The sequence below is a fragment of the Pseudomonas sp. SWRI81 genome, from assembly GCF_014268545.1.
GTDB classification, from domain to species: domain Bacteria; phylum Pseudomonadota; class Gammaproteobacteria; order Pseudomonadales; family Pseudomonadaceae; genus Aquipseudomonas; species Aquipseudomonas hamedanensis.
This window is the reverse complement of the sequence record NZ_JABWQS010000006.1, coordinates 51,658-75,367: the sequence shown is the minus strand read 5'-3', so window position 1 is coordinate 75,367 and position 23,710 is coordinate 51,658. Positions and strand designations below refer to the sequence as shown.

Below are 23,710 nucleotides of genomic sequence, written 5' to 3'. Positions count from 1 at the left end.
ATGCCGCAACGCCCCAATTTTCTGGTGATTCTGGCCGACGATTTAGGCTTCTCCGACATCGGTGCGTTCGGCGGCGAAATCGCCACGCCGAACCTCGATGCCCTGGCCCACAATGGCCTGCGCCTGACCGACTTTCACACCGCACCGACCTGCTCGCCGACGCGCTCGATGCTGCTGACCGGCACCGATCACCACATCGCCGGCATCGGCACCATGGCCGAAGCACTCACTCCGGAACTGATCGGCAAACCCGGTTACGAGGGTTACCTCAACGACCGCGTCGTCGCCTTGCCCGAGCTGCTGCGCGAGGCCGGCTACCAAACCTTGATGAGCGGCAAATGGCACCTCGGTCTGAAGGCCGAACTCGCCCCACATGCGCGGGGTTTTGAACGCTCGTTTTCGCTGCTGCCGGGCGCCGCCAACCACTATGGTTTCGAGCCGACCTACGATGAACAAACACCGGGCCTGCTGAAATCGACACCGGCGCTGTACATCGAGGACGATCAATTTCTCGACGAGTTGCCCAAGGATTTCTATTCGTCCGATGCCTTCGGCGACAAGCTGCTGCAATACCTCAAGGAGCGCGACCAGACCCGACCATTCTTTGCTTATCTGCCATTCTCCGCGCCGCACTGGCCGTTGCAGGCACCCGCCGACATCGTCGAGAAATACCGCGGTCGCTATGACGCCGGCCCCGAAGTGCTGCGCCTCGAACGCCTGGAAAAACTCAAGGCTCTGGGGCTGATCGAGGCGGATGTCGAACCGCATCCGCTGATCCAGCTCAGTGCGCAGTGGGACGCATTGAGCAAAGAGCAAAGAGCAAAAGCAGATTTCCGCACGGGCAATGGAAGTCTACGCGGCGATGGTCGAACGCATGGACTGGAACATCGGCCGGGTCGTCGATTACCTGCGCCAGCAGGGCCAGCTCGATAACACCTTCATTCTGTTCATGTCCGATAACGGTGCCGAAGGCGCGCTGCTCGAAGCGTTTCCCAAGTTCGGCCCGGAGCTGATGACCTACCTCAACCAGCATTACGACAACAGCCTCGACAACATCGGCCGGGCCAACTCCTACGTCTGGTACGGGCCGAACTGGGCGCAGGTAGCGACCGCACCGTCGCGGCTGTTCAAGGCGTTTACAACCGAGGGCGGGATTCGTGTACCGGCGCTGCTGCACTATCCGCAGCTGCCGCTCAAAGGGCAGATCAGCCACGGCTTCGGTACGGTGATGGACATCACCCCGACCATTCTCGATCTGGCCGGCGTGCGCCATCCCGGCAAACAGTGGAAAGGCAAAGCGGTGGCGCCGTTACGCGGGAAGTCGTGGCTGGGCTTTTTGTCCGGCGAGACCGCGCAGGTGCATGACGAACACACGGTGACGGGTTGGGAATTGTTCGGACGCCGGGCGATCCGCCAGGGGTCCTGGAAAGCGGTATTTATTCCCGGACCGGTGGGGCCGGCGAACTGGCAGCTTTATGATCTGGCGAGTGACCCGGGTGAGATTCATGACTTGGCGTTGAGTCAGCCGGACAAGCTCGATGCATTGATCGGGCATTGGCAGCGCTATGTGGAAGAGACCGGGGTGATCCTGAGTGCTTCGCCGTTTCAGCCGGATTGATGTCGCCTGATCTGACGCCTTCGCGAGCAAGCCCGCTCCCACAGGGGATTTGTGTCAATCACAGATCCAATGTGGGAGCGGGCTTGCTCGCGAAGAGGCCTTTAAAAACAACCCATCAGGCCTGAGCTGTACGTACCTCTTCGTTCACCCCTTCAGCCCGGCGCACAAACCGGTTCGCCCGCCCAAACGTGCCGAAATCATTAAAGCGCACCCCCATCTCGCGCATCACCTTGTGCGCCACCGGCACGGTCATCTGGCGGATGTAAAACGGCTCCTTGACGACGAAATGATGAATCCCGTGACTGCTGCCAAAGTTGAAGCAGAACGCCTGCAACGGCCACAGCCACCACGGGTTCAACACCTGACATTGCTGCAACACATTGCCCGGTTCGATATCGCCGTAGTAATGCATGTTCGAGCTGATGAAATGCAGGCAGAAGGTGCGCAGCACGTTCGGGCCGATGATCACCACCACCGCGATATCGACCACCTGCATGACCGACAACGTGGTGGCGGACCACTCGATTGGCGCGCCCAGCACGTAGCCAATGCCGTTGGCCGCGTGAAACCCGAGAAACACATACCACGCGCCCCAATGCAGCAGCGCCAGCGGTGCGTAGACTTTCACAACGCGTTTGAGAATGCTCAGCTTGTGCGCCCAGGTCTTGGCCCGCAGCATGCGAATGAACGCTGACATGACGTTATCACCGACCATCAGCAGCCGCGCCAATCCCCACGGCTCACCGTTGGTGATCGCGCGTTCTTCCATGTCGGCTTCGGTGCCGGACACCTTGTGGTGATTGAGGTGCAGATGGCGACGAATCCACGGGTTGATCGTGCTCGGTCGCGCCAGCCACACCAGGCCCATCATCAGATTGTGCGGCACGCGTTGCTTGCGGAAATACATGCTGTGGATCAAGTCGTGCTCAAGCTCATGGGTCAGCGAAGCGAAAAACGCGTTGAGCAACAGGCACACCCACCACGCCATGTGGCCCGTGACGTACAGCGCCGCCGAACCGATCATCCCGGCCAGGGCGAAAGCCAGTATTCCCGCGCCGAGGGCATCCTGATGCCGCAGAATCGGATAACGCTCACGCAATTCCACGCCCTTGGCCAGCACCACCTCGCGAATATGCGCCGATCGCAGCACAGCATTGTGTCGCTGGGGACTTGCAGAAGTACCGTCCATGCTCCCATCCTCTGGTTATCGATGTCCGCATCCTGCCTCGGCCGGGTTCGAAACGCGGTAGCCGAGCACGCCAACCTGTTGACCGGAAGCGCCAATCAGCATGAAGGAACCGACCTCCCTCGCCAGCTGGACCCGTGCCTTGCGCAAGCAACTCGACGCGCTGGGGCTGGACAGTCTTGCCCTGTGCCAACAGGCCGGACTCGATCCGGCGTTGATGGACGACCCCAACGCGCGCTACCCGCTGTCCGGCACCACGCGCCTCTGGGCGCTCGCCGTCGAAGCCAGCGGCGACCCGGCTCTGGGCCTGCGCGTGTCACGTTTTGTCAGCCCGACCACCTTCCACGCGCTGGGTTATGCGCTGGTGGCCAGCGGTAGCTTGCGCGAGGTGTTCGAACGGATCGTACGTTATCACCCGGTGGTCAGCGATGCGCTGGAGCTTGAGCTGAGCCGCAACGCCGACCGCTATCAATTTCGCCTGAACGTTCCGTCAGGCAATCCGGCGCCGGCCTTTGAAGCCATCGATGCGTTCACCGCAATCTACGTGCGCACCTGCCGCAATCGCCTCGGTCGCGATTACGCGCCACTGGCGGTCTATCTGCGCCGCCCTGAGCCGAGCGACGCCCAGCAATGGCACAAAGTCTTCCGCGCCCCCGTGCATTTCGGCTGCAATGAAGATCGTTTGGAGTTCGCCCTCGCCGACTTTGACAGCCACCTCGACGACGCCAACCCGGAACTGGCCGAACACAACGAAGCCGTGCTCAAACGCACCATGGCCCAGCTCAAACCGCTGACCTGGGAACGCAAGGTGCGCGATGCCATTGAAGAACAATTACCCGAAGGCGAACCGAGCGCCGAACGCATCGCCCAGGCGTTGCACCTGAGCCTGCGCAGCCTGCAACGGCATCTGGCGGATGAGGGTTGCCGCTTCGACACCCTGCTCAACGAAAGCCGCGAGAATCTGGCGCTGCTGCACCTGCGCGATCCGCAGTGCTCGTTGAGTGAGGTCAGCTATCTTCTGGGGTTCGCCGACACCAGCAGCTTCAGCCGCGCGTTCAAGCGCTGGACGGGGATGACGCCGGGGCAGTTTCGCGATCAGTTGCGTTGAGTTTCAACTATTGAGCAGGCTACGCGCCAGACCGGCCGACCATTGTTCGATCATTGCAGCGCCCACCTCAGCGAAGGCAGGATGATTTGCGCTGTACTCCGCCATTTCGCCCATTGCTTCCTGTACGCCCTTCGCGACCATTTGCAGTAACTGGTTGCAACTCGCTTCACTCAGATTACAGGCCGAACGACCAAACTTCATAAGCATTTTATGCTTGGGCCACGCCTTCGAACCGCCCAGCAGTAGTGCCATGCTATCGCTCTTGATGTAGACCGATGTGGTGATGATGTCGTACGCCGGAGCAAGCCTGACCAACGAGCGCTCTGCACAATCTTCATACAGCACACCAAAATTTTTCAGGTGAGCATCGCCATTTTTCAATGCCGCTGATAACGCGACAATTTTGAAGAAAGCTTCCAGCGCATTCTGGAGCAGTGAGGGTGAAACAAACGCGTTGATCTGCCGTGCTACCCCTTCGTAAGAGCCGTCGTATTTGGCCTTCGACGGCCAGCCGTTGAGGACGCAAAAGTCTTCGAAACCGAGGTATCCGCTGTCGCTCAAATCAAAACGCTCGATGACGAGAAATTTGCCGTGCTCGCTGAGCTCGAAATGCGGCACGTCAAGGCCACAAAGCTGCGCAGCGCGCATGCAGAAATATTCGTTGGTCGCCAGTTCGGGATACTCTTCGGCACGAAACGCTTTGACCAGATGAGTTGAGCCTCGGTGAGTCAGTCGGTCTATCGCAGCGGCACTGTCACGCACCAACACCTTGGGCTGGACGCCTGAAACACCGGAATATTCTCCATAGGTCTGCAAAAGATCCTCGAACAAACCTTGCGCACCATCATGAACCAGCAATTCAGCCAGCGAGGTCTCAGGAGGGCGATCAGTTGTCGATGCGCTCGCGATCGAAAGGCGGCCGAGTTGATGTGGGCCGACGATGCCCAGCAAAGCGAAGTCATCGAAGCCGCGCACGGCTTTGCTGAAACGCCGAACCAACTCATCGCGCAACGCACCTTCGGGAAGATTCATCTCGAATATCGGATGGATGCCGCGCTCACAGCCATAACTTTCCAAGCGAGTCGGCATCGTCAGCGAAACGGAATTTTCATCAGTCGCATCGTTCCGGTAGCTGAACACGCTATCGACATCTGCGTGCCCGCGCCCCAACGTTCCAACCTCACAGCCGCCGACACTGACCCGCAAGCGGTCCAAAGCCTCAGTCATGGAAGTTCACCTTTCGCAGCGTGTCGAGCGTCGGACGACGAGAGACGCGGGGAATTGCGGCCAATTCGTAACCGAATCCGTTAAGAATCGCTTCGACTTTGCGCAGGCCGATTTCCGGAATTGTGTTGTTTTCAATCCCCGAAATCGTTGCGCGGCTCATGCCGTATTGCTGCGCCAAAGCTTGTTGAGACAATTTTTGAGCCTTACGCAAGCTTCTGATCAACTCACCAATCTTTTCCATCACCGCTCCAAATGCATTGTTTACGATGCAAATACACCTAAAAGGTAAAAGTGCATCCTAAACGATGCATATTGATGAGCTTAGCGTAGATGGTCAGCCATCGCTAATGCCTTAGCACCGAATCCCAAACCCTAACTCAAACAACGTCCCGGCTGCATCACTACTCACCCGCACCCGCCCGCCATGCAACTGCATGATCGACCGCACGATCGCCAGCCCCAACCCACCCGAATCCCCCGGTTCCGCACGCGAAGGGTCGACGCGATAAAAGCGGTCGAACAGTTTGTTCAGATGCTCCGGCGCAATTGCCGGGCCGTGGTTGTGCACTTGCAGCCAGCACATACCCGGTTCATCGCGGCGTTGCAGGCTGATCAGGGTGCCGGGGTCGGCGTGGCGGACGGCGTTGGCCAACAGGTTGCCGAGGGCGCGTTGCAGCAGTTGCTGGTCGGCGAGCAGTTCACCGTGCATGCGGTTTTGCAGTTGGAGGCCACGATCATCGGCCAGGGCTTCGAAGTAGTCGCAGAGTTCGTCGCCGACGTTTTGCAGACTCAGGGTCTGCAGATTGAGCGCGCGTTCGGCCTGTTCGGCGCGGGCAAGGAACATCAGATTCTCGGCCATGCGCTTGAGCCGTTCGAATTCTTCCATGTTCGAGGCCAGCACTTCCTGATATTCCGCCGTGCTGCGTGGATGGTTCAGGGCCTGGCCGTTGCTCGCCAGCAAGGTGTGCAACGGCGTGCGGATTTCGTGAGCGAGGTCGGCGGAGAACTGCGAGAGACGCTGCACGCTGTCGTCCAGCCGCGCGAGCATGGCGTTGAGCGCATGCACGGGTTCGCGCAGTTCTGTCGGCGTGCCTTCGACGGGCAGGCGTCGATCAAGGCTGCGCAAATCGATGCTGCGTACCGCTTCGCTCAACTGACGCAACGGTTGCAGCCCCCGGCGCAGCAAGAGCAATCCCAAGGCAAAGGCGAGCAGTGCGCCGAGGCCGACAGACAGATACAGACGCAGCCGATAACTGCCGAGCATCTGCTCGCGCTCGCTGAGCACTTTGCCGGCGATCACCGTCAGCCCTTCGCCGTTGGGGCCTTGGGCCTGGCCGGACAGCAGCGCCAGTTCGGCGCCGTCGCTGGCCTGCCAGGTGAGCACGTCACGGCGCTGCGGCATTTGTTCTCGCGGCAGCGCGTTCAGCGCTGGCAACTCGCGCTGACGCGGGTTGATTGCGATGACACTGGAGCCGTCAGCCCGACGCACCAGCAGCAGGCTGTCGAGGTTGCCGAGCATGTTCTGATACAGCCGTGGCCGCGCCTGCAAGGCGTCGAGGCTGTCGCTGTCGGCGAGCAAGGCGCGCACTTGTTCGAGGCGACCGAGCAGGGCCATGTCGTCACGAAAGGCCAATTCCGAGGCCAGCGAGCGGTAGAGGAACACGCCAATTGCGCTCAGCACCAAGGCGCAGACCGTGGCGAAGGCCAGCGCCAGGCGCCAGGCGATCGACTTACTCCGCATCGTCCGGCGCTTCCAGCTGATAGCCGACGCCGCGCACGGTGTGGATAAGTTTTGGCATGTACGGATCGTCGACCTTGGCGCGCAGACGACGCACGGCAACTTCAACCATGTTGGTATCGCTGTCGAAATTCAGGTTCCACACCTGCGAGGCAATCAGCGTGCGCGAGAGCACTTCGCCCTGGCGGCTGGCGAGCAACTGCAACAGGGCGAATTCCTTGTTGGTCAGGGCAATGCGCTGGCCGCCGCGACTGACCCGGCGGCGCAGCACGTCGATTTCCAGGTCGGCGATGTTGTACGACTCGGCTTCACGCATCGGCCCGCGCCGCAGCAACGTGCGCACCCGCGCGAGCAATTCGGCGAAGGCGAAGGGTTTGAGCAAATAGTCGTCGGCGCCGAGTTCGAGGCCGCGCACGCGGTCTTCGATGGCATCTTTGGCGGTGAGAAACAGCACCGGCGTGGCGCCGCGCTGGCGGATCAGCTGCAGCAACTGCCAGCCGTTGAGACCGGGCAGCATGACGTCGAGGATGATCAGGTCGTATTCCTGCTGTTCGATAAAATAACGGCCATCGAGGCCGTTGAGCGCCACGTCCACGGCAAACCCGGACTCGCCCAGGCCCTTGGCGAGGAAATTGGCGGTTTTGGCTTCATCTTCTACAACCAGCAAACGCATGGCACACCTCGATTGATCAGGCACACAGGCTAGGCGTGTTCGGCGCCGTTGCCCATTACAAACTTGTAATCAGACTGACGAGGTTCTGACGAAGTGCGCCAGCTAAGGTGCAGGCCTTCCCATCCGGAGCCTGCACATGACCGTCAAATACCTTGTCGCCAGCTTGATGATCGGCCTCAGCGGCGCCGCCGTCGCCACGCCTGAACTGCCGCGTCACGCCGATCTCGATTCGAAAACCGCACGCTGGCTGGCCGATAAAGCGATGAGCAGTTGCACCGGCACGGTGTCGGTACTCGACCGTGGCGGCAACCTCTTGGTGACCCTGCGTGGCGATGGCGTCGGCCCGCACAACACCGCCGCCAGCCAGCGCAAGGCTTACACCGCGCTGTCGACCAAGACGCCGACGCGGCTGTTTGCCGAACGCGCCCGCAGCAACCCGGAAACCGCCAACCTCAACACCCTCGACGAGTTGCTGTTGCTGGGCGGCGGCATCCCGCTGTTCGCCGGCAGCGAATTGGTCGGCGCCATCGGCGTGGCCGGTTCCGGCGGCGGCGAGCAAGACGAAAACTGCGCCCTCGCCGCAGCCGACAAATCCGGCCTGACCATCACCCGTTCCCACTAAGGAGATCCTCCATGACCACCCTGCGCATGACCCTCGCCGCCCTTGGCCTGAGCGCTTTTTCAAGCCTGGCGCTGGCCGCCGGCAATCCGCTGAGCGTCCACGTGCTTAACCTGGAAAACGGCCTGCCGTCACCGGGCATCAACGTCACCCTGGAAAAACACGTCGGTGAGAACTGGCAACCGCTCGCGCAAGGCATCACCAACGAGCAAGGGCGGATCGCCGAACTGTTCCCGGCCAAACAGCCTTTCGAAGCGGGCGAATACCGCGTGGTGTTCAAGACCGGCGAGTACTACCAGAAGATCAGGCACGAGACGTTTTTTCCGGAAATTCCGGTGATCTTCCAGGTGAAGCAGACTGATCAGCACTACCACATCCCGCTGCTGCTCAGCCCGTACGGTTTCTCGACCTATCGCGGCTCGTAAAATAAACACAGATCCTTTGTTGGAACTGGTCTCTGTGGCGAGGGGATTTATCCCCGTTGGACTGCGCAGCGGTCCCATATTTCAGGGCCGCTTCGCGCCCCAGCGGGGATAAATCCCCTCGCCACAGGTGCCAGTCCCGACATTGGGTCGGTGTGAGTTTTCAGATCGTGGCCAAGGCACGCAATCGCGCGCTATCGAGGATTTCGATTTCGCCGTACGCCAGACCAATAATCCCCTGCCCCTGCAAATCCTTGAGGATCTGATTAGTGGTCTGCCGGGACAGCGCGAGCATCGCCGCCAATTGCTCCTGCGGCAGTTGCAGCACACGACGTGGCGCCTCGAGTTCGCCGTAGCCTTCGGCAATCATCAGCAAGCGATGGGCCAGACGCGCCGGGGCTGGCAACAGGCTCAGCTGTTCAAGGTTGATAAAGGCCAAGCGCAACTTATGGCTCATCAGCAGCGCCAGATGCCGCCAATACAGCGGCTGTTCATCGAGCAGCTTGAGCAACGCTGCCTGCGGAATATTCAGCAAGGTGCACGAGCCGACGGCATAGGCGTCATGGGTGCGTGGCTGGCCGTCGAACAGACAGATTTCACCGAACCAGTGCGGCGCCTCCACCAGGCTCAGCAACGCCTCTTTACCCTGCTCGCTGACCGCGCCGATGCGCACGGCGCCGTCGAGCACCGCGTACAGACCGCACGGCGCATCGCCACGCTGGAACAGACGCTGCCCCGTCGTCAGCCGCCGCTCGCGGGCCAGCGCCAGCAGGCTATCCTGAAAGGACACCGGCAGATGACTGAACCACTGGCCGCTCAGCAGCCGTGCACGAATTTCCATAACCACTCCTGGAGTGTCGCCTGCCCGACAGAGCGAACGCGGATCCCGAGGGATGATGCGGTCAACCCTACTGGAGGAACAACAATGAAAAGCCTCGTCGATCACCTCAGTCAATACGCCGCCTACCACCGCGACCCGCGCAACATTGCCAGCCACTTTATCGGCATTCCGCTGATTGTGGTGGCGGTGGCTGTCTTGTTGTCGCGACCGCAGTGGTCGCTGGGCCCGTTGTGGCTGTCCCCCGCCGTTGTGGTGGCGCTCGCCTCGGCGTGGTTTTATCTGCGCCTGGAACTGAAGCTCGGCGTGTTGATGACGGTGCTGATGGGCCTGTCGGTCTGGGCCGGGCATGCCCTGGCGCAGCAGAGCACGATGGTCTGGCTGAGCAGCGGGTTGGCGATGTTTGTGGTGGGCTGGGTGATCCAGTTTGTCGGGCACCACTACGAAGGGCGCAAACCGGCGTTTGTCGATGACATCAGCGGGTTGATTGTCGGGCCGTTGTTTGTCGTGGCGGAACTGGCGTTTTTGCTCGGGATGCGGCAGGAGTTGAAGCAGGCGATCGAAGCGCGGGCAGGAGCGGTGCGGGTCAATCCGAATCGTGCGGCTGTCTAGATCGTATTCGCGAGCAGGCTCGCTCCCACAGGGATTTTGGTTGTTCACAAATTTTGTGTTCAACACCCATCCACTGTGGGAGCGAGCCTGCTCGCGAAGCTTTGCTTCTAAAGGTTGGCGACTTTTTGCCAGACCTTGGGTTTGAAGAATAAGGTCTCACCCTTGGCCAGGCCGATCAGGCTGTCGTGATCCTTGACCACTTCGGCCTCAATCAGATCCGTCTGCCCTTCCACCTTCAGCGTCACCCGCGTCGTCGCGCCCAATGGGCGAATATCGCGCACCTCAGCGGCATGGTGATCTTCCAGTTCATGTCTGGACAGCGACACCTCGTGCGGGCGGAACAGCACGTGGTTGTCGTCGCTGAGCAGCAGGCGGTTCGAGTCGCCAAGGAAGTGATAAACGAAATCGCTGGCCGGGTTTTCGTAGACGTCGCCCGGTGAGCCGATCTGTTCGATCACGCCCTTGTTCATCACCACAATGCGGTCGGCGACTTCCATCGCTTCTTCCTGATCGTGGGTCACGAACACCGACGTCAGGTTAATATCCTCGTGCAGCCGCGCCAGCCAGCGACGCAGTTCTTTACGCACCTTGGCGTCGAGGGCACCGAACGGTTCGTCGAGCAGCAGCACTTTCGGCTCCACCGCCAGGGCACGGGCCAGGGCAATGCGCTGACGCTGGCCACCAGACAACTGCTCCGGGTAGCGATCCGATAACCAGTCCAGTTGCACCATGTTCAGCAGTTCATGAACCTTGGCGGCGATCTGGCTTTCGCTCGGGCGCTGGTTTTTCGGCTTCATGCGCAGACCGAACGCGACGTTGTCGAACACGGTCATGTGGCGGAACAAGGCGTAATGCTGGAACACGAAACCGACGTTGCGATCACGCACATCGTGGCCGGAAACGTCCTCGCCATGGAAAACGATGTTGCCCTGATCCGGGGTTTCCAGACCGGCGATAATCCGCAGCAAGGTGGTTTTGCCGCAGCCCGACGGGCCGAGCAGCGCCACCAGTTCACCGCTCTGGATGTCCAGGCTGATGTTGTCCAGCGCCTTGAACGCATTGAAATTCTTGCTGACGTTACGCACTTCGATCGACATGAATTATTCCTCCGCGGCGCTGGCGCGCAGGCGGTTGATACGGTTTTCGCTCCACTGCTTGAGCAGCAGGATGAAGAGCGCCAGGATCAGCAACAGGCTCGCCACGGCGAACGCGGCCACGTGGTTGTATTCGTTGTAGAGGATCTCGACGTGCAGCGGCAAGGTGTTCGTCACCCCGCGAATGTGCCCGGACACCACCGACACCGCACCGAATTCACCCATGGCCCGCGCGGTACACAGCACCACGCCATAGATCAGGCCCCACTTGATGTTGGGCACAGTGACGTGCCAGAACATCTGCCAGCCATTGGCGCCCAGCAGCCGTGCGGCTTCTTCTTCCTGCGTGCCTTGTTCCTGCATCAGCGGAATCAGTTCACGAGCCACGAACGGCACGGTGACGAAAATCGTCGCCAGCACGATGCCCGGCAGGGCGAAGACAATCTGAATGTCATGATCCTGCAGCCACGGCCCGAACAGGCCCTGGGCGCCGAACATCAGCACGTAGACCAGACCGGCGATCACCGGCGATACCGAGAACGGCAGATCGATCAGCGTGACCAGCATGCTCTTGCCGCGGAATGAGTACTTGCTCACGCACCACGCTGCGCTGACGCCGAACACCAGATTCAGCGGCACCGAAATCAGCACGGCGAACACGGTGAGTTTCAATGCCGACAGTGCATCCGGTTCAAAGATTGCGGTGAAGAATGCACCGAGACCATTCTTCAAACCTTGCGATACGACGATGAATAATGGCAGCAGCAAAAACAGGAAAAAGATCAGCCAGCCAAGACCGATCAGGATTCTGCGCGAAGTGGCGCTGCCGCGCCGCGCAGCATTGGCCGAGGAAGCGGCCGCAATAGACGATTGGGACATGTTCGCGCCTCCTTATGGGGTTTCGATGCGCCGCTGCAGCAAGTTGATCAGCAGCAACAGGACAAAGGAAACCACCAGCATCAACACGCCGATGGCCGTGGCGCCGGTGTAATCGTACTGGTCGAGCTTGACCATGATCAGCAGCGGCAGGATTTCGGTTTTCATCGGCATGTTGCCGGCGATGAAAATCACCGAACCGTACTCACCGACGCCACGGGCAAATGCCAGGGCAAAACCGGTCAGCCAGGCGGGCAGCAGCGCGGGTACGAGGATGTGGCGGAATACTTGCCACGGCTTCGCACCGAGGCAGGCGGCAGCTTCTTCGACTTCGCGAGGAATGTCGGCCAGCACCGGCTGCACCGTGCGCACCACGAAGGGCAGCGTAACGAAGGTCAGCGCCAGGGTGATGCCCAACGGCGTGTAGGCGATCTTGAAGCCGAGGTCAGCGGCAAATTGCCCGACCAGTCCGGCCGGCGCGTATAGCGCGGTCAGGGCGATGCCGGCCACGGCCGTGGGTAGCGCGAACGGCAGGTCGATCATCGCGTCGATCACCTTGCGCCCGGGGAAGGTGTAGCGCACCAGCACCCAGGCCAGCAGCGTGCCAATGATGCCGTTGATGATCGCTGCGCACAGCGCGGTGCCGAAGCTCAGCTTCAACGCCGCCAACACCCGCGGTGCGGAGATGATCGTCCAGAACTGATCCCAGGTCAGCTGGGCGGCGTGGACGAACATCGCCGCCAGCGGGATAAGCACAATCAGGCTGAGGTACACCAAGGTGTAACCCAGCGTCAGCCCGAAGCCGGGTATGACGGGGGAGATACGACGCGACATATAAGTCCTTGGTTAAAAAGCATTCCGCTGAACGCACCAATGTGGGAGCGGGCTTGCTCGCGAAGAGGGAGTATCAGTCAACTTTACGTCGTCTGACACTCCGCTTTCGCGAGCAAGCTCGCTCCCACATTTTCCGCGCCTGGCTTCAGGCTTGATGTGAGGCTGAAGTCAGCTTACTGCGCCTGATAAATCTGGTCGAACACGCCGCCGTCGTTGAAGAATTTCGGCTGTGCGGATTTCCAGCCGCCGAAGTCCTTGTCGATGGTCACCAGCTCCAGTTTCGGGAACTGCTGGGCGTATTTGGCCGCGACGTCCTTGTCCCGTGGACGATAGAAGTTCTTTGCGGCAATTTCCTGGCCGGCCGGGCTGTACAAATGCTTGAGGTAGGCCTCGGCGATCTGCGCGTTGCCCTTCTTCTCGGCGTTCTTGTCGACCACGGCCACCGGCGGTTCGGCGAGGATCGACAGCGAAGGCACGACAATATCGAATTTGTCAGCGCCGCCGTCTTCTTTCAGCGCCAGGAACGCTTCGTTTTCCCAGGCCAGCAACACGTCACCCTGACCGTTATTGACGAAGGTGATGGTTGAACCACGGGCGCCGGTGTCGAGGATCGGCACGTGCTTGAACAGGGTTTGCACGTATTGCTTGGCCTTGGCTTCGTCACCGCCGTTGGCTTTCAGGCCGTAGGCCCACGCGGCAAGGAAGTTCCAGCGGGCACCGCCGGAGGTTTTCGGGTTAGGGGTGATGACCGAGACGTCATTCTTGATCAGATCGCCCCAGTCCTTGATGCCTTTCGGGTTGCCCTTGCGCACCAGGAACACGATGGTCGAGGTGTACGGCGTGCTCGCTTGCGGCAAACGTGTCTGCCAGTCGGCAGGCAGCGACTTGCCGAGTTTCGCCACTTCGTCAATGTCGCCGGCCAGCGCCAGGGTCACCACGTCGGCACGCAGGCCATCGATGACTGCTCGCGCCTGTTTACCCGAGCCACCGTGCGACTGCTGGATTTTCACCGTGTCGCCAGCGTGGTCTTTCTGCCAGAACTTGATGAATTCGGCGTTGTAATCCTGATACAGCTCGCGCGTCGGGTCATACGACACGTTGAGCAGCTCGTAATCCTTGGCAACGGCGGAACCGGCAAACACGGCACTGGCCAGCGCAGCCAAAGCGTAACGGCGAATCGACGACATGGTGAAAGCTCCTGGAATTCTCGGTGGTGGCTTTTTCTTATGTATTGCGAAGATCGGGTGTGTCGGTTCAAAGATCGCAGCCTGCGGCAGCTCCCACATCAAGCTCCCCGCAGGAACTGCCGCAGGCTCGGGCCGCGATCGGACGATCTTTTGATCTCAGCCCGGTTGCTTGCCCGGTTGCTGCAAACGGAATTTCTCTTTGCGTTCTATCTGCACGACCTGAGCGTTGTGCACAGTGATCTCCACCGCGCCGAACCGCAGATCGCGCAGGGCGCTCTGGATTTCACGCAAGATGGTGTTTTCGTCCTGACCGTCAACGCTGCGAAGGGATGCGCTCATGGTGCTGCTCCTTTGAAGGGGATTTGCCTGGCAGTGGCGGCACTGCGTTCGGCGTGGGAGCAATATAAGAGAGCCACAGATATTCTTAAAAAGACTATTTAAGAATGTTTATATAACCGGAAAAACAATATGAGAGACGGCAAGGGGTTTGCGCTGATTTGAAATCGTTAAGAGAACTTGTGGCGAGGGGATTTATCCCCGTTGGGTCGCGAAGCGACCCCAAAAAAATGGGACTGCTACGCAGTCCAACGGGGATAAATCCCCTCGCCACAGGATCGGTGATAGCCATATAGGTCTATTCAGCCAATCAATGGCGTTTTCGCCCAATCAAGCCGATCCGCAGACACCGGCCGCCCAAACCAGTAGCCCTGCCCCAGATCACATTCCTGCGCCTGCAGAAACCCCGCCTGCTCAACCTGCTCGATCCCCTCGGCATGCACCTGCATCCCCATGCTCCGGGCCAGTGCGATAATCACCCGGACAATCGCCGCATCGTCTTCGTCCCACGGCAGCCCGGCGACGAAACCCTGATCGATCTTCAGCTTCTGTACCGGCAGACGCTTGAGCCGCAGCAGCGACGAATAACCCGTGCCGAAATCATCGATGGCCAGGCGCACGCCCAGCTCTCGCAAGCGATGCATCTGCTCAAGCGCCACTTCCGGATCATCCATCACCGCACTTTCAGTGACTTCCAGTTCCAGGCAGGCCGGATCCAGCCCGGTGTCGTGCAGCACCTGCGCCACTTGCTGGTACAACTCACGCCGGGCAAACAAACGCGATGACACGTTCACGGCGACGAACGACAGCACTACGCCACTCTGCTGCCATTGGCACATCTGCCGGCAGGCCTGCTGCATCACCCAGGCGTCGATGTCGGCGATCAACCCGGTGCGCTCGGCAATCGGAATGAATTCCGCTGGCGACACCAGCCCCCGCTGCGGATGCTGCCAGCGCACCAGTGCCTCGACACCGATCAGTCGGCTGGTCTGCAAGTCATGCACCGGTTGGTAGTACACCCGCAGCTCCTGCTGCTCCAGTGCGCGCCGCAATTCGAAGGCGATTTCGACCCGCTGCTGGGCGTGGGCGGTGAGTTCCTCGGTGTACAGCGCATAACCGTTGCGCCCGCTGGTTTTCGCCTTGGACAGCGCCGCATCGGCATTGCGCAGCAACTGCTCGGCGTTCAGCGCGTCACTGGGAAACAGACTGATGCCGATACTGGCATTGATGAACAATTGATTGCCGTCGATGCAGAACGGCTCTTTGAGCGCATCGAGCATGCGCTGGGCCAACGCCGCCGCCTGTCCCGGCTGTGGGCAACGCTCCAGCAGCAGCGCGAATTCATCGCCGCCAAGCCGCGCCAGGGTGATGCCCGCCCCGAACAGGCCCTGCAAGCGCGCCGCCACAGCCTTGAGCAGGCGATCGCCGACGTTATGCCCCAGGCTATCGTTGATCAGCTTGAAATGATCCAGATCGAGCATCAATAGCGCACATCCGTGCCTGTGTGTCTGGGCCGACGCCAGCGCTTGTTCGGCGCGGTCGCTGAACAGCAGGCGGTTGGGCAGGTCCGTCAGCGGATCGTGGTGGGCGAGGTGCTTGAGTTCCTGCTCGGAATTCTTGATGGCGGTAATATCGGAAAACACCGCCACGTAATGGCTGAGCCGGCCCTGGTCATCGTGAATGACGCGGATGGTTTGCCATTGCGGATAGATCTCGCCGCTTTTACGACGGTTCCAGATTTCGCCGCTCCACTCGCCGGACGCGCTCAGCGTGGCGAACATCGCCTGATAGAAACCCGGCGGGTGGTGGCCGGACTTGAACAGGCTGGGCTGCTGGCCGATCACTTCGTCGCGCTGATAACCGGTGATCGCCATAAAGGCGCGATTGACGTGGACGATCAATCCCTGACGATCGGTGACCAGCACCCCTTCGCGGGTGCAATCGAACACGGCGGCGGCCTGCCGCAGGCGCTCGCGGTCAGCGTGGCGCTCGCGCAAGCGCGCGCCGATGCCGATAAACGCGCACAGGCGTGCCCGCGCCACGAAAATCAGCCCGGCGCTGATCGCGGCCAGCACATAACCGTTGATCAGTTGCCATCGGACAACATCGACGGGGTCATGGAAGAAATTGTTTAATAAATGATCAGTGCCTTGCAGCCAGACCACGGCAAGTACCAGATAGAGCAGCGCTGCACGCAAGGCATCGCGATAAGTGGCAGGCATTCGACTGTCCATGTCCCTACAAAAAGGTTGGAATTATAGGTCAAGAAACATCCAGCGACGCTTCTCTTGAAGGGCGACTGGTTTTATCTGTGTGCTTAGTGATAATGCAACGGCTGTTTTTATCTTTATCGAGGGCCCTATAGCCTATGTGGTACGAAGGTTTTCTTGGCTTGTCGGCCTGGTCTCTGGTCGCAGTCACCTTACTGATGACCCATGTGACGATTGTCGCCGTCACGGTCTATCTGCACCGCTATTCGGCGCACCGTTCGCTTGAGCTGAACGCTGGCCTGAAACATTTCTTCCGCTTCTGGCTGTGGCTGACCACGGCGCAGAACACCCGCGAGTGGACCGCTATCCACCGTAAACACCATGCCAAATGCGAAACTGAAGATGACCCGCACAGCCCGGTCGTCAAAGGCCTTTCCACGGTACTGCGCACCGGTGCCGAGCTGTACCGCGCCGAAGCGCAGAACCCGGAAACCCTGCGCATCTACGGCAAGAACTGCCCTGAAGACTGGGTCGAACGCAACGTTTACAGCCGCTACCCGCTGCTCGGCGTGGCGATCATGGGCGTGATCGATCTGCTGCTGTTCGGCACCATCGGCATCACCATCTGGGCGATCCAGATGATGTGGATCCCGGTGTGGGCCGCCGGCGTGATCAACGGCCTGGGCCATGCCATCGGCTACCGCAACTTCGAATGCCGCGACGCGGCGACCAATCTGGTGCCGTGGGGCATCCTGATCGGCGGCGAAGAACTGCACAACAACCATCACACCTACCCCAACTCGGCCAAGCTGTCGGTGAAGAAATGGGAATTCGACCTCGGTTGGGCGTGGATCAAAGTCTTCAGCTTCCTGGGTCTGGCCAAGGTGCAGCGCGTCGCCCCGATTGCCCACCGCGTCGAAGGCAAGGGCAGCCTGGACATGGACACCGCGATGGCGATCCTCAACAACCGTTTCCAGATCATGGCCCAGTACCGCAAGCTGGTCATCGGTCCGCTGGTCAAGCAGGAACTGGCCAAGGTCGATCATTCGGTGCGCCACCAGTTCCACCGGGCCAAGCGCCTGCTGTCGCGGGAAACCAGCCTGCTGGAAGATCGTCATCACCTGCGCATACAGAGCATGCTCGAGCACAGTCAGGCGCTGAAGGTCATTTACGAAAAACGCCTGGCATTGCAGCAGATCTGGGTGAAGACCAGCTCCAATGGTCACGACATGCTCGCAGCCATCAAGGAATGGATTCACGAGGCGGAGGCCAGCGGCATCCAGTCCCTGCGTGAATTTGCCGATCAGCTGAAAACCTACTCGCTGCGTCCAGCGTAACCGCTGCCCCTGTGGCGAGGGGATTTATCCCCGTTCGGCTGCGCAGCAGTCGCGAAATCGGGTGACGCGTTTTTCCAAAAGACGCGTCACCCGTACCACCCGGCGGAAGCACACCACCTCGCAACCAAAATCGCGGAACTTCGGCAAAATTCCCCTATCTCAAAAGCACTTCGCCATCCCGGCGGGCTGTTCTGTGGCCGTTGTCGATATTGCGGCACGCCCTTTGAGATCTGTGCCGATGGTCAACAATAACCAGAAAGACACCCCCCTTGCGCAGTGGCCCGAAGCCGCGCAAACCCTTGTGGCGCTCATGCACGCCCAGGGCGAAGTCGCCCGACTGAGCGAACGCGAACAACTGATCAGTTCGCTGCTGGTCAGCGTCAACGCCGTGTTATGGGCCTTCAATTGGGAAACCCGGCAAGTGCTCTACGTCAGCCCCGCCTACGAACGGGTCTTCGGCCGTTCCGCCGCACTGCTGCTGGCTGATTACAACCAGTGGCGTGACAGCATTTATCCCGATGACCTGGAATATGCCGAACAGAGCCTCGCCGAAGTCCTGCACAAAGGGGCGGTGGAAGATCGCGAGTACCGCATCATCGCGGCCGATGGTCAGGTGCGTTGGCTCAGCGACAAATGCTTCATCAACCGTCAGGACGAGCCGGGGCAACCGGTGATCATCGTCGGCATCGCCGAAGACATCACCGACAAAAAGCACATGGAGACCGAGCTGCAACGTCTGGCGACCACCGACGTGCTCACGCAAAGCAGCAACCGCCGCCACTTCTTCGAATGTGCCCACCGCGAGTTCGAACAGGCCCGCCTGCAAGGCACCCCGCTGGCATTCCTGCTGCTGGACATCGACGATTTCAAAGTGATCAACGACAGCTACGGACACCCGGAGGGCGACCATGTGCTGCAACGGATCGCCGATTGCGGGCGCGGGTCTTTACGGCGCGGCGATCTGTTCGGGCGCATTGGCGGCGAAGAATTTGCCGCGGTATTTCCCGGCTGCGCGCCAGACATGGCGGTTCAGGTGGCCGAACGCTTGCAACAGGAAATCCAGCGTTTGCGCTTCAGCCATGAAGGGCAGACGTATGGCATCACGGTCAGCCAGGGTCTGACCAGCCTCACCGAGGCCGACGCAAGCCTCGACAGCCTGTTCGCCCGGGCGGACGCGGCGATGTACGAAGCCAAGCGCCTGGGCAAGAACCGGATTGTCTCTGCCTGAAATTCAACACATCCCTTGTAGGAGTGAGCCTGCTCGCGATAGCGGAGTGTCAGTTATTAAAGTTTCGTCTGACACTCCGCTTCGCGAACAGGCTCACTCCTACAGGGGGTTTGTGTAGACCGGTTACTTTCGCATCCGTATCAATTCCGGCAACCCGATCTTCAGCAACCGCGCCGTGCGGCTCTTCGCCAGTTCTTCGACACCTTCATGTTCAGTCAGCCGCGCCATCTGCGCGGCCATGTTCATCACCAGCGCCTCGCGAGAGTAAACCCCGCCGCCCAGCGCATAAACCGAGGCAATCAACTCGCGCAGTTCCAGTGGCAGGCGCCAGCGTGTACGCAGCGCTGATCCATACGCCGCACCGAACTGCGCCAATGCCTCGCCGACCTCTTCCTGATCATCAAGCGCACCGCCCGCCTGCTGCCACTCCTGCAAACAACGCAGCAGCGCCAGATCGCCGAGCCGATGCAGCATCCCGGCGCAATAACAGCGCTCCTGATCCAGATCGAGCAAACGCGCCAGGGTGCGTGCGTATTCTGCGGTGTGCAGCGACAGGCCCCAGTAACGCTCGGCGTAATCGGCCAGACACGGATCGCTGAGCCGGGCACTGCGCTTGAGCGCCAGCCCCAGGATCAGATTCATGCTCTGGCCGGTGCCGAGTCGATGCAGGGCTTGAGCCAGTGTCTGCACCGGCGCGCCATGGTGCTGTGCTGCACTGTTGGCGGCCGCGATCAACACGGCGGTAATCTGCGGATCGGTACGAACTTCTTGTTCCAGCAGCTTCAGATCCAGCCCCTCGGGATTGAGGCTGCGCTTGACCGCCACCTGCACGTCGGTCATCAGCGGCGCGCCATCCGCCTGCTCGCGACGCCGTTCAAGAAATACCGCCAGAGTCATACCCGGCGCCAGGACCGGCACTTCGCAAACCACGGCTTCGCCGGCATTGAGCAACAAACCCTGCAAGCGCTCGGTCAGGCCTTCCATGTTCAGCGGTTTGGCGAGGTACGCCGTCGGCGCCAGCGGGATGGCTTCGCGGACACTGGCGCTGTCGTTGCGACTGCTCATCAGGATGAACGGCAGCGGCGGATTGCGCTTGCGCTGGCGCACGCTGCGCAGCACGTTCAGACCATCGACACCGGGCAGCTCCCAGTCGACGATAGCCAAGTCATACGGCACCTCACTGAGCAGTGACATGGCTTGCTGGCCGTCGGCGCACAGATCCAGGCGGGCGTCGCAACGCACGTTCAGCAGCACCTGCTTGAGCAGGTCGCGAGACCACGGGTCCGCCTCGGCAATCAGCACCCTGGGTGCGGCGGGTAAATCAACGGCATTCATGCGCGCTCTCCTTGCAATGCCTGAACCTTAGCCAATGCTGGCCATTCGATACAGCGCAAACGCGTCCGATGTGGTTCAAGGGCCATAAAAAAACCCGCCGAAGCGGGTTTTTGTAGAGCAGGTCACACCATCGGATCAGAGTTCAGCGAAGCACTCTTCGATGATCGCCAGGCCTTTGTCCAGTTGCTCGTCCGGCGAGGTCAGCGGTACGAGTACGCGCAGCACGTTGCCGTAAGTGCCGCACGACAGCAGGATCAGGCCCTTGTCGCGCGCCTTGGCCACGACCGACGCAACGGCCGCCGCGTTCGGCTTGTGGCTGTCGCCGTTTTCGAACAGCTCGACCGCGATCATCGCGCCCAGCGCACGCACTTCACCGATCACCGGGTACTTGGCCTGGATCGCCTTCAGGCCGGTGACCAGACGCTCGCCGACAGCCTTGCAGCGGTCCAGCAGTTGTTCTTCTTCGAACACTTCCATGACCGCCAGCGCAGCCGCGCAAGCGATCGGGCTACCGGCATAGGTGCCGCCCAGACCGCCCGGGGCAATGGCGTCCATGTATTCGGCCTTGCCGCAAACGCCAGCGAGCGGGAAGCCGCCTGCGATGGATTTGGCGAAGGTGGTCAGGTCAGCGGCAACGCCCATCTGTTCCATGGCGAAGAACGTGCCGGTACGGCCAGCGCCGGTCTGCACTTCGTCAGCGATCAGCAGGATGCCGTGCTGGTCGCACAGCGCGCGCAGACGCTTCATGAACTCTTTCGGCGCGACGTAGAAACCACCTTCGCCCTGCACCGGCTCGATGATGATCGCGGCGATGTCTTTCGGCTCGGCGTCGTTCTTGAAGATGCGCTCGATGGAAGCGATCGAATCATCGATGCTCACGCCGTGCAACTCGTTCGGGTACAGCGCGCGGAAGATGCCGCCGGGCATCAGGCCCATGCCCGCCGAGTACGGCACGACTTTACCGGTCAGGCCCAAGGTCATCATGGTGCGGCCGTGGTAGGCGCCGGTGAAGGCGATCACGCCGGCACGGCCAGTGGCGGCGCGAGCGATCTTCACGGCGTTTTCCACGGCTTCGGAACCAGTGGTCACCAGCAGGGTTTTCTTGGCGAAATCACCTGGCACCTTGGCGTTGATTTTTTCGCACAGCTCCACGTACGGCTCGTAGGCCAGCACCTGGAAGCAGGTGTGGGTCAGCTTGTTCAGCTGTTCGGTCACGGCGGCGATAATTTTCGGGTGTACGTGGCCGGTGTTCAGTACGGCGATGCCGCCGGCGAAGTCGATGAACTCACGACCTTCAACGTCGGTCACGGTGGCGTTCTTTGCCGATTCGGCGAAGATCGGGTGAATCTGGCCGACACCACGTGGAACAGCTGCGGTGCGACGGGCCATCAGTTCAGCGTTAGTCTTGCTCATTACAGTCCTCATTCGCCGCTCATCGGGCGGCGTGGTTCAAGGATGAAGCGGGAGGAATCGGCGGTGGCAGCATGCGATGATCGACTGCCACGGCGTTCCCGGCCGCAGAGAAATTTCGGTTTGAAACGACGCAAAGGGACAGCGCTCTCGTGCCCTTTGCGTTTACAGCGATCTCTTGCAGGGCTTAGATGCCCAGGCAGAGGTATTTGATTTCCAGATAATCTTCGATGCCGTATTTGGAGCCCTCGCGGCCCAGGCCCGAGGCCTTGATGCCGCCGAACGGCGCGACTTCGTTGGAGATCAGCCCGGTGTTGACGCCGACCATGCCGTATTCCAACGCTTCGGCAACACGGAACACGCGGCCCAGGTCACGCGCATAGAAGTACGATGCCAGACCGAATTCGGTGTCGTTGGACATCGCGATCACTTCGGCTTCGTCTTTGAAACGGAACAGCGGCGCCAGCGGACCAAAGGTTTCTTCCTTGGCCACGGCTGCGTTTTTCGGCACGTTGGTCAGGATGGTCGGCTCGAAGAAGTTGCCTTCCATCGGCTTGCCGCCAGCCAGCACGGTCGCGCCTTTGCTCACTGCGTCGGCGATGTGTTCCTGAACCTTGGCCACGGCTTTTTCATCGATCAGCGGGCCGGTGGTGGTGCCGTCTTCCAGACCGTTACCGATCTTCAGCTTGGCCACCGCCACTTTCAGCTTCTCGGCGAACGCGTCGTAGACCGAATCCTGAATGTACAGACGGTTGGCGCAGACGCAGGTCTGGCCGTTGTTGCGGTATTTGGAAATGATCGCGCCTTCGACGGCCTTATCCAGATCGGCATCGTCAAACACGATGAACGGCGCGTTGCCGCCCAGCTCCAGCGAGACTTTCTTGATGTCTTTGGCGCACTCGGCCATCAACTGGCGACCGATTTCGGTCGAGCCGGTGAAGGACAGTTTGCGCACGATCGGGTTGCTGGTCAGCTCGCTGCCGATGTCGCCGGCGCTGCCGGAGACCACGCTGAACACGCCTGCCGGGATGCCGGCACGCTGCGCCAGTTCGGCCAGGGCGAAAGCTGAGAAAGGGGTTTGCGAAGCCGGCTTGAGCACCATGGTGCAACCGGCGGCCAGCGCCGGGCCGGCTTTACGGGTGATCATCGCCGCCGGGAAGTTCCACGGGGTAATGGCTGCGGTGACGCCGATCGGTTGCTTGATCACGATCAGGCGTTTGTCCGGCTGATGGCCCGGGATCACGTCACCGTAGATGCGCTTGGCTTCTTCGGCGAACCACTCGATGAACGACGCGGCGTAAACGATTTCACCCTTGGCCTCGGCCAGCGGCTTGCCCTGCTCGAGGGTCATCAGGCGCGCGAGGTCGTCCTGGTTTTCGATCATCAGTTCGAACCAGCGACGCAGCTTGCCAGCACGCTCCTTGGCGGTCAGTGCACGCCAGGCCGGCAGCGCCTTGTCGGCGGCTTCAATGGCACGGCGGGTTTCAGCCGCGCCCATCTTCGGCACGGTGCCGAGGATTTCGCCAGTGGCCGGGTTGTTGACCTTGATCGTCTGACCGTTGTCCGCATCGACCCAAGCGCCATCGATGAAGGCTTGCTGGCGGAACAACAGGGTGTCTTTAAGCTGCATGTCGGCTTTCCTTAACAGCACCGCGACCGGCGCGGAGCAAATTATGATTGTAGAAAGGCGCCTCGCAAGGCTGCCGTCAGGGAAATCAGTGACCGGGTGTGGCGCCTCAACCGTGCACGATGGGTGACACCGGCGCTGCAACACCCGACCAGAGAGCGTTTGAAATCTCAAACGGATCGTAGGTTCAAAGGG

The 23,710-nt window shown here is 60.6% G+C and carries 21 protein-coding genes and 1 pseudogene; 7 read left to right on the top strand and 15 right to left on the bottom strand.

The window, feature by feature from the left end; all coding sequences use genetic code 11:
- A pseudogene (locus HU765_RS05955) lies at positions 1–1,618 on the top strand (arylsulfatase).
- 115 nt (positions 1,619–1,733) lie between these two features.
- On the opposite strand, the gene HU765_RS05950 reads toward HU765_RS05955, so the two are convergent.
- Positions 1,734–2,807 carry a fatty acid desaturase gene (locus HU765_RS05950; protein WP_186619390.1) on the bottom strand — a complete coding sequence of 358 codons (1,074 nt, stop codon included), beginning with the start codon at positions 2,805–2,807 and terminating at the stop codon, positions 1,734–1,736.
- Between the two features lie 100 nt (positions 2,808–2,907).
- Here HU765_RS05950 and HU765_RS05945 point away from each other — a divergent pair, with 100 nt between their 5' ends.
- Positions 2,908–3,912: an AraC family transcriptional regulator gene (locus HU765_RS05945; protein WP_186619389.1), complete on the top strand. Its 1,005-nt coding sequence runs from the start codon at positions 2,908–2,910 to the stop codon at positions 3,910–3,912.
- Between the two features lie 3 nt (positions 3,913–3,915).
- Here the strand turns inward: HU765_RS05945 and HU765_RS05940 are convergent, their stop codons facing one another.
- The 4 genes from HU765_RS05940 to HU765_RS05925 all read right to left on the bottom strand — a co-directional run bounded on the left by HU765_RS05940 (position 3,916) and on the right by HU765_RS05925 (position 7,550).
- The gene (locus HU765_RS05940) at positions 3,916–5,139 is read right to left on the bottom strand and encodes a type II toxin-antitoxin system HipA family toxin (protein WP_186619388.1); all 1,224 of its coding nucleotides are present in this window, start codon (positions 5,137–5,139) and stop codon (positions 3,916–3,918) included.
- Positions 5,132–5,380 (bottom strand): helix-turn-helix transcriptional regulator, encoded by a 249-nt coding sequence (locus tag HU765_RS05935; protein WP_186619387.1) that lies wholly within the window; start codon positions 5,378–5,380, stop codon positions 5,132–5,134. Before HU765_RS05935 ends, HU765_RS05940 begins: the two co-directional genes overlap by 8 nt.
- 111 nt (positions 5,381–5,491) lie before the next feature.
- Positions 5,492–6,880, bottom strand: coding sequence for a heavy metal sensor histidine kinase (locus HU765_RS05930; protein WP_186619386.1), 1,389 nt, complete (start codon positions 6,878–6,880; stop codon positions 5,492–5,494).
- Positions 6,870–7,550: a heavy metal response regulator transcription factor gene (locus HU765_RS05925; RefSeq protein ID WP_186548591.1), complete on the bottom strand. Its 681-nt coding sequence runs from the start codon at positions 7,548–7,550 to the stop codon at positions 6,870–6,872. The genes HU765_RS05930 and HU765_RS05925 overlap by 11 nt, the downstream gene beginning before the upstream one ends.
- A gap of 136 nt (positions 7,551–7,686) precedes the next feature.
- Here HU765_RS05925 and HU765_RS05920 point away from each other — a divergent pair, with 136 nt between their 5' ends.
- Both HU765_RS05920 and uraH read left to right on the top strand, forming a co-directional pair.
- Positions 7,687–8,172 carry a heme-binding protein gene (locus HU765_RS05920; RefSeq protein ID WP_186619385.1) on the top strand — a complete coding sequence of 162 codons (486 nt, stop codon included), beginning with the start codon at positions 7,687–7,689 and terminating at the stop codon, positions 8,170–8,172.
- 11 nt (positions 8,173–8,183) lie between these two features.
- Positions 8,184–8,594 carry a hydroxyisourate hydrolase gene (uraH, locus tag HU765_RS05915; RefSeq protein WP_186619384.1) on the top strand — a complete coding sequence of 137 codons (411 nt, stop codon included), beginning with the start codon at positions 8,184–8,186 and terminating at the stop codon, positions 8,592–8,594.
- Positions 8,595–8,754: 160 nt separating this feature from the next.
- On the opposite strand, the gene HU765_RS05910 is transcribed toward uraH, so the two are convergent.
- Positions 8,755–9,432: a Crp/Fnr family transcriptional regulator gene (locus HU765_RS05910; protein WP_186619383.1), complete on the bottom strand. Its 678-nt coding sequence runs from the start codon at positions 9,430–9,432 to the stop codon at positions 8,755–8,757.
- Between the two features lie 84 nt (positions 9,433–9,516).
- On the opposite strand from HU765_RS05910, the gene HU765_RS05905 reads away from it, so the two are divergent.
- Positions 9,517–10,041, top strand: a complete 525-nt coding sequence (locus HU765_RS05905; protein ID WP_186619382.1) for an Mpo1-like protein — start codon at positions 9,517–9,519, stop codon at positions 10,039–10,041.
- Positions 10,042–10,148: 107 nt separating this feature from the next.
- Here HU765_RS05905 and HU765_RS05900 read toward each other — a convergent pair whose 3' ends face one another.
- The 6 genes from HU765_RS05900 to dibA all read right to left on the bottom strand — a co-directional run bounded on the left by HU765_RS05900 (position 10,149) and on the right by dibA (position 16,590).
- Positions 10,149–11,138, bottom strand: a complete 990-nt coding sequence (locus HU765_RS05900; RefSeq protein WP_064361636.1) for a sulfate ABC transporter ATP-binding protein — start codon at positions 11,136–11,138, stop codon at positions 10,149–10,151.
- 3 nt (positions 11,139–11,141) lie between these two features.
- Positions 11,142–12,014, bottom strand: a complete 873-nt coding sequence (gene cysW / locus HU765_RS05895) for a sulfate ABC transporter permease subunit CysW (RefSeq protein ID WP_007917679.1) — start codon at positions 12,012–12,014, stop codon at positions 11,142–11,144.
- Between the two features lie 12 nt (positions 12,015–12,026).
- Positions 12,027–12,845: a sulfate ABC transporter permease subunit CysT gene (gene cysT / locus HU765_RS05890; protein ID WP_007917680.1), complete on the bottom strand. Its 819-nt coding sequence runs from the start codon at positions 12,843–12,845 to the stop codon at positions 12,027–12,029.
- 173 nt (positions 12,846–13,018) lie between these two features.
- Positions 13,019–14,032: a sulfate ABC transporter substrate-binding protein gene (locus HU765_RS05885; protein ID WP_186548603.1), complete on the bottom strand. Its 1,014-nt coding sequence runs from the start codon at positions 14,030–14,032 to the stop codon at positions 13,019–13,021.
- Between the two features lie 156 nt (positions 14,033–14,188).
- Positions 14,189–14,371, bottom strand: coding sequence for a sulfur starvation response protein OscA (gene oscA / locus HU765_RS05880; RefSeq protein ID WP_186548605.1), 183 nt, complete (start codon positions 14,369–14,371; stop codon positions 14,189–14,191).
- Between the two features lie 299 nt (positions 14,372–14,670).
- Complete coding sequence (dibA, locus tag HU765_RS05875) at positions 14,671–16,590, bottom strand: phosphodiesterase DibA (RefSeq protein WP_186619381.1); 1,920 nt, start codon at positions 16,588–16,590, stop codon at positions 14,671–14,673.
- Positions 16,591–16,736: 146 nt separating this feature from the next.
- Between dibA and desA the strand changes: the two genes are divergently transcribed.
- Positions 16,737–17,915 carry a delta-9 fatty acid desaturase DesA gene (gene desA, locus HU765_RS05870; RefSeq protein WP_186619380.1) on the top strand — a complete coding sequence of 393 codons (1,179 nt, stop codon included), beginning with the start codon at positions 16,737–16,739 and terminating at the stop codon, positions 17,913–17,915.
- A gap of 238 nt (positions 17,916–18,153) precedes the next feature.
- Positions 18,154–19,143, top strand: a complete 990-nt coding sequence (locus HU765_RS05865; protein WP_186619379.1) for a sensor domain-containing diguanylate cyclase — start codon at positions 18,154–18,156, stop codon at positions 19,141–19,143.
- 123 nt (positions 19,144–19,266) lie between these two features.
- On the opposite strand, the gene HU765_RS05860 is transcribed toward HU765_RS05865, so the two are convergent.
- The 3 genes from HU765_RS05860 to gabD form a co-directional block, all read right to left on the bottom strand.
- Positions 19,267–20,478: a response regulator gene (locus HU765_RS05860; RefSeq protein WP_186619378.1), complete on the bottom strand. Its 1,212-nt coding sequence runs from the start codon at positions 20,476–20,478 to the stop codon at positions 19,267–19,269.
- A 135-nt stretch (positions 20,479–20,613) separates the two neighbouring features.
- The gene (gene gabT, locus HU765_RS05855; protein WP_186548613.1) at positions 20,614–21,891 is read right to left on the bottom strand and encodes a 4-aminobutyrate--2-oxoglutarate transaminase; all 1,278 of its coding nucleotides are present in this window, start codon (positions 21,889–21,891) and stop codon (positions 20,614–20,616) included.
- A gap of 184 nt (positions 21,892–22,075) precedes the next feature.
- The gene (gabD, locus tag HU765_RS05850) at positions 22,076–23,518 is read right to left on the bottom strand and encodes an NADP-dependent succinate-semialdehyde dehydrogenase (protein ID WP_186548616.1); all 1,443 of its coding nucleotides are present in this window, start codon (positions 23,516–23,518) and stop codon (positions 22,076–22,078) included.
- Positions 23,519–23,710: the final 192 nt, after the last annotated feature.

Bases quoted from the DNA above. Each gene is read 5' to 3' on its own strand.
- HU765_RS05950 (WP_186619390.1), bottom strand. From the start codon at position 2,807: ATGGACGGTACTTCTGCAAGTCCCCAGCGACACAATGCTGTGCTGCGA.
- HU765_RS05945 (WP_186619389.1), top strand. From the start codon at position 2,908: ATGAAGGAACCGACCTCCCTCGCCAGCTGGACCCGTGCCTTGCGCAAG.
- HU765_RS05940 (WP_186619388.1), bottom strand. From the start codon at position 5,139: ATGACTGAGGCTTTGGACCGCTTGCGGGTCAGTGTCGGCGGCTGTGAG.
- HU765_RS05935 (WP_186619387.1), bottom strand. From the start codon at position 5,380: ATGGAAAAGATTGGTGAGTTGATCAGAAGCTTGCGTAAGGCTCAAAAA.
- HU765_RS05930 (WP_186619386.1), bottom strand. From the start codon at position 6,880: ATGCGGAGTAAGTCGATCGCCTGGCGCCTGGCGCTGGCCTTCGCCACG.
- HU765_RS05925 (WP_186548591.1), bottom strand. From the start codon at position 7,550: ATGCGTTTGCTGGTTGTAGAAGATGAAGCCAAAACCGCCAATTTCCTC.
- HU765_RS05920 (WP_186619385.1), top strand. From the start codon at position 7,687: ATGACCGTCAAATACCTTGTCGCCAGCTTGATGATCGGCCTCAGCGGC.
- uraH (WP_186619384.1), top strand. From the start codon at position 8,184: ATGACCACCCTGCGCATGACCCTCGCCGCCCTTGGCCTGAGCGCTTTT.
- HU765_RS05910 (WP_186619383.1), bottom strand. From the start codon at position 9,432: ATGGAAATTCGTGCACGGCTGCTGAGCGGCCAGTGGTTCAGTCATCTG.
- HU765_RS05905 (WP_186619382.1), top strand. From the start codon at position 9,517: ATGAAAAGCCTCGTCGATCACCTCAGTCAATACGCCGCCTACCACCGC.
- HU765_RS05900 (WP_064361636.1), bottom strand. From the start codon at position 11,138: ATGTCGATCGAAGTGCGTAACGTCAGCAAGAATTTCAATGCGTTCAAG.
- cysW (WP_007917679.1), bottom strand. From the start codon at position 12,014: ATGTCCCAATCGTCTATTGCGGCCGCTTCCTCGGCCAATGCTGCGCGG.
- cysT (WP_007917680.1), bottom strand. From the start codon at position 12,845: ATGTCGCGTCGTATCTCCCCCGTCATACCCGGCTTCGGGCTGACGCTG.
- HU765_RS05885 (WP_186548603.1), bottom strand. From the start codon at position 14,032: ATGTCGTCGATTCGCCGTTACGCTTTGGCTGCGCTGGCCAGTGCCGTG.
- oscA (WP_186548605.1), bottom strand. From the start codon at position 14,371: ATGAGCGCATCCCTTCGCAGCGTTGACGGTCAGGACGAAAACACCATC.
- dibA (WP_186619381.1), bottom strand. From the start codon at position 16,590: ATGCCTGCCACTTATCGCGATGCCTTGCGTGCAGCGCTGCTCTATCTG.
- desA (WP_186619380.1), top strand. From the start codon at position 16,737: ATGTGGTACGAAGGTTTTCTTGGCTTGTCGGCCTGGTCTCTGGTCGCA.
- HU765_RS05865 (WP_186619379.1), top strand. From the start codon at position 18,154: ATGGTCAACAATAACCAGAAAGACACCCCCCTTGCGCAGTGGCCCGAA.
- HU765_RS05860 (WP_186619378.1), bottom strand. From the start codon at position 20,478: ATGAATGCCGTTGATTTACCCGCCGCACCCAGGGTGCTGATTGCCGAG.
- gabT (WP_186548613.1), bottom strand. From the start codon at position 21,891: ATGAGCAAGACTAACGCTGAACTGATGGCCCGTCGCACCGCAGCTGTT.
- gabD (WP_186548616.1), bottom strand. From the start codon at position 23,518: ATGCAGCTTAAAGACACCCTGTTGTTCCGCCAGCAAGCCTTCATCGAT.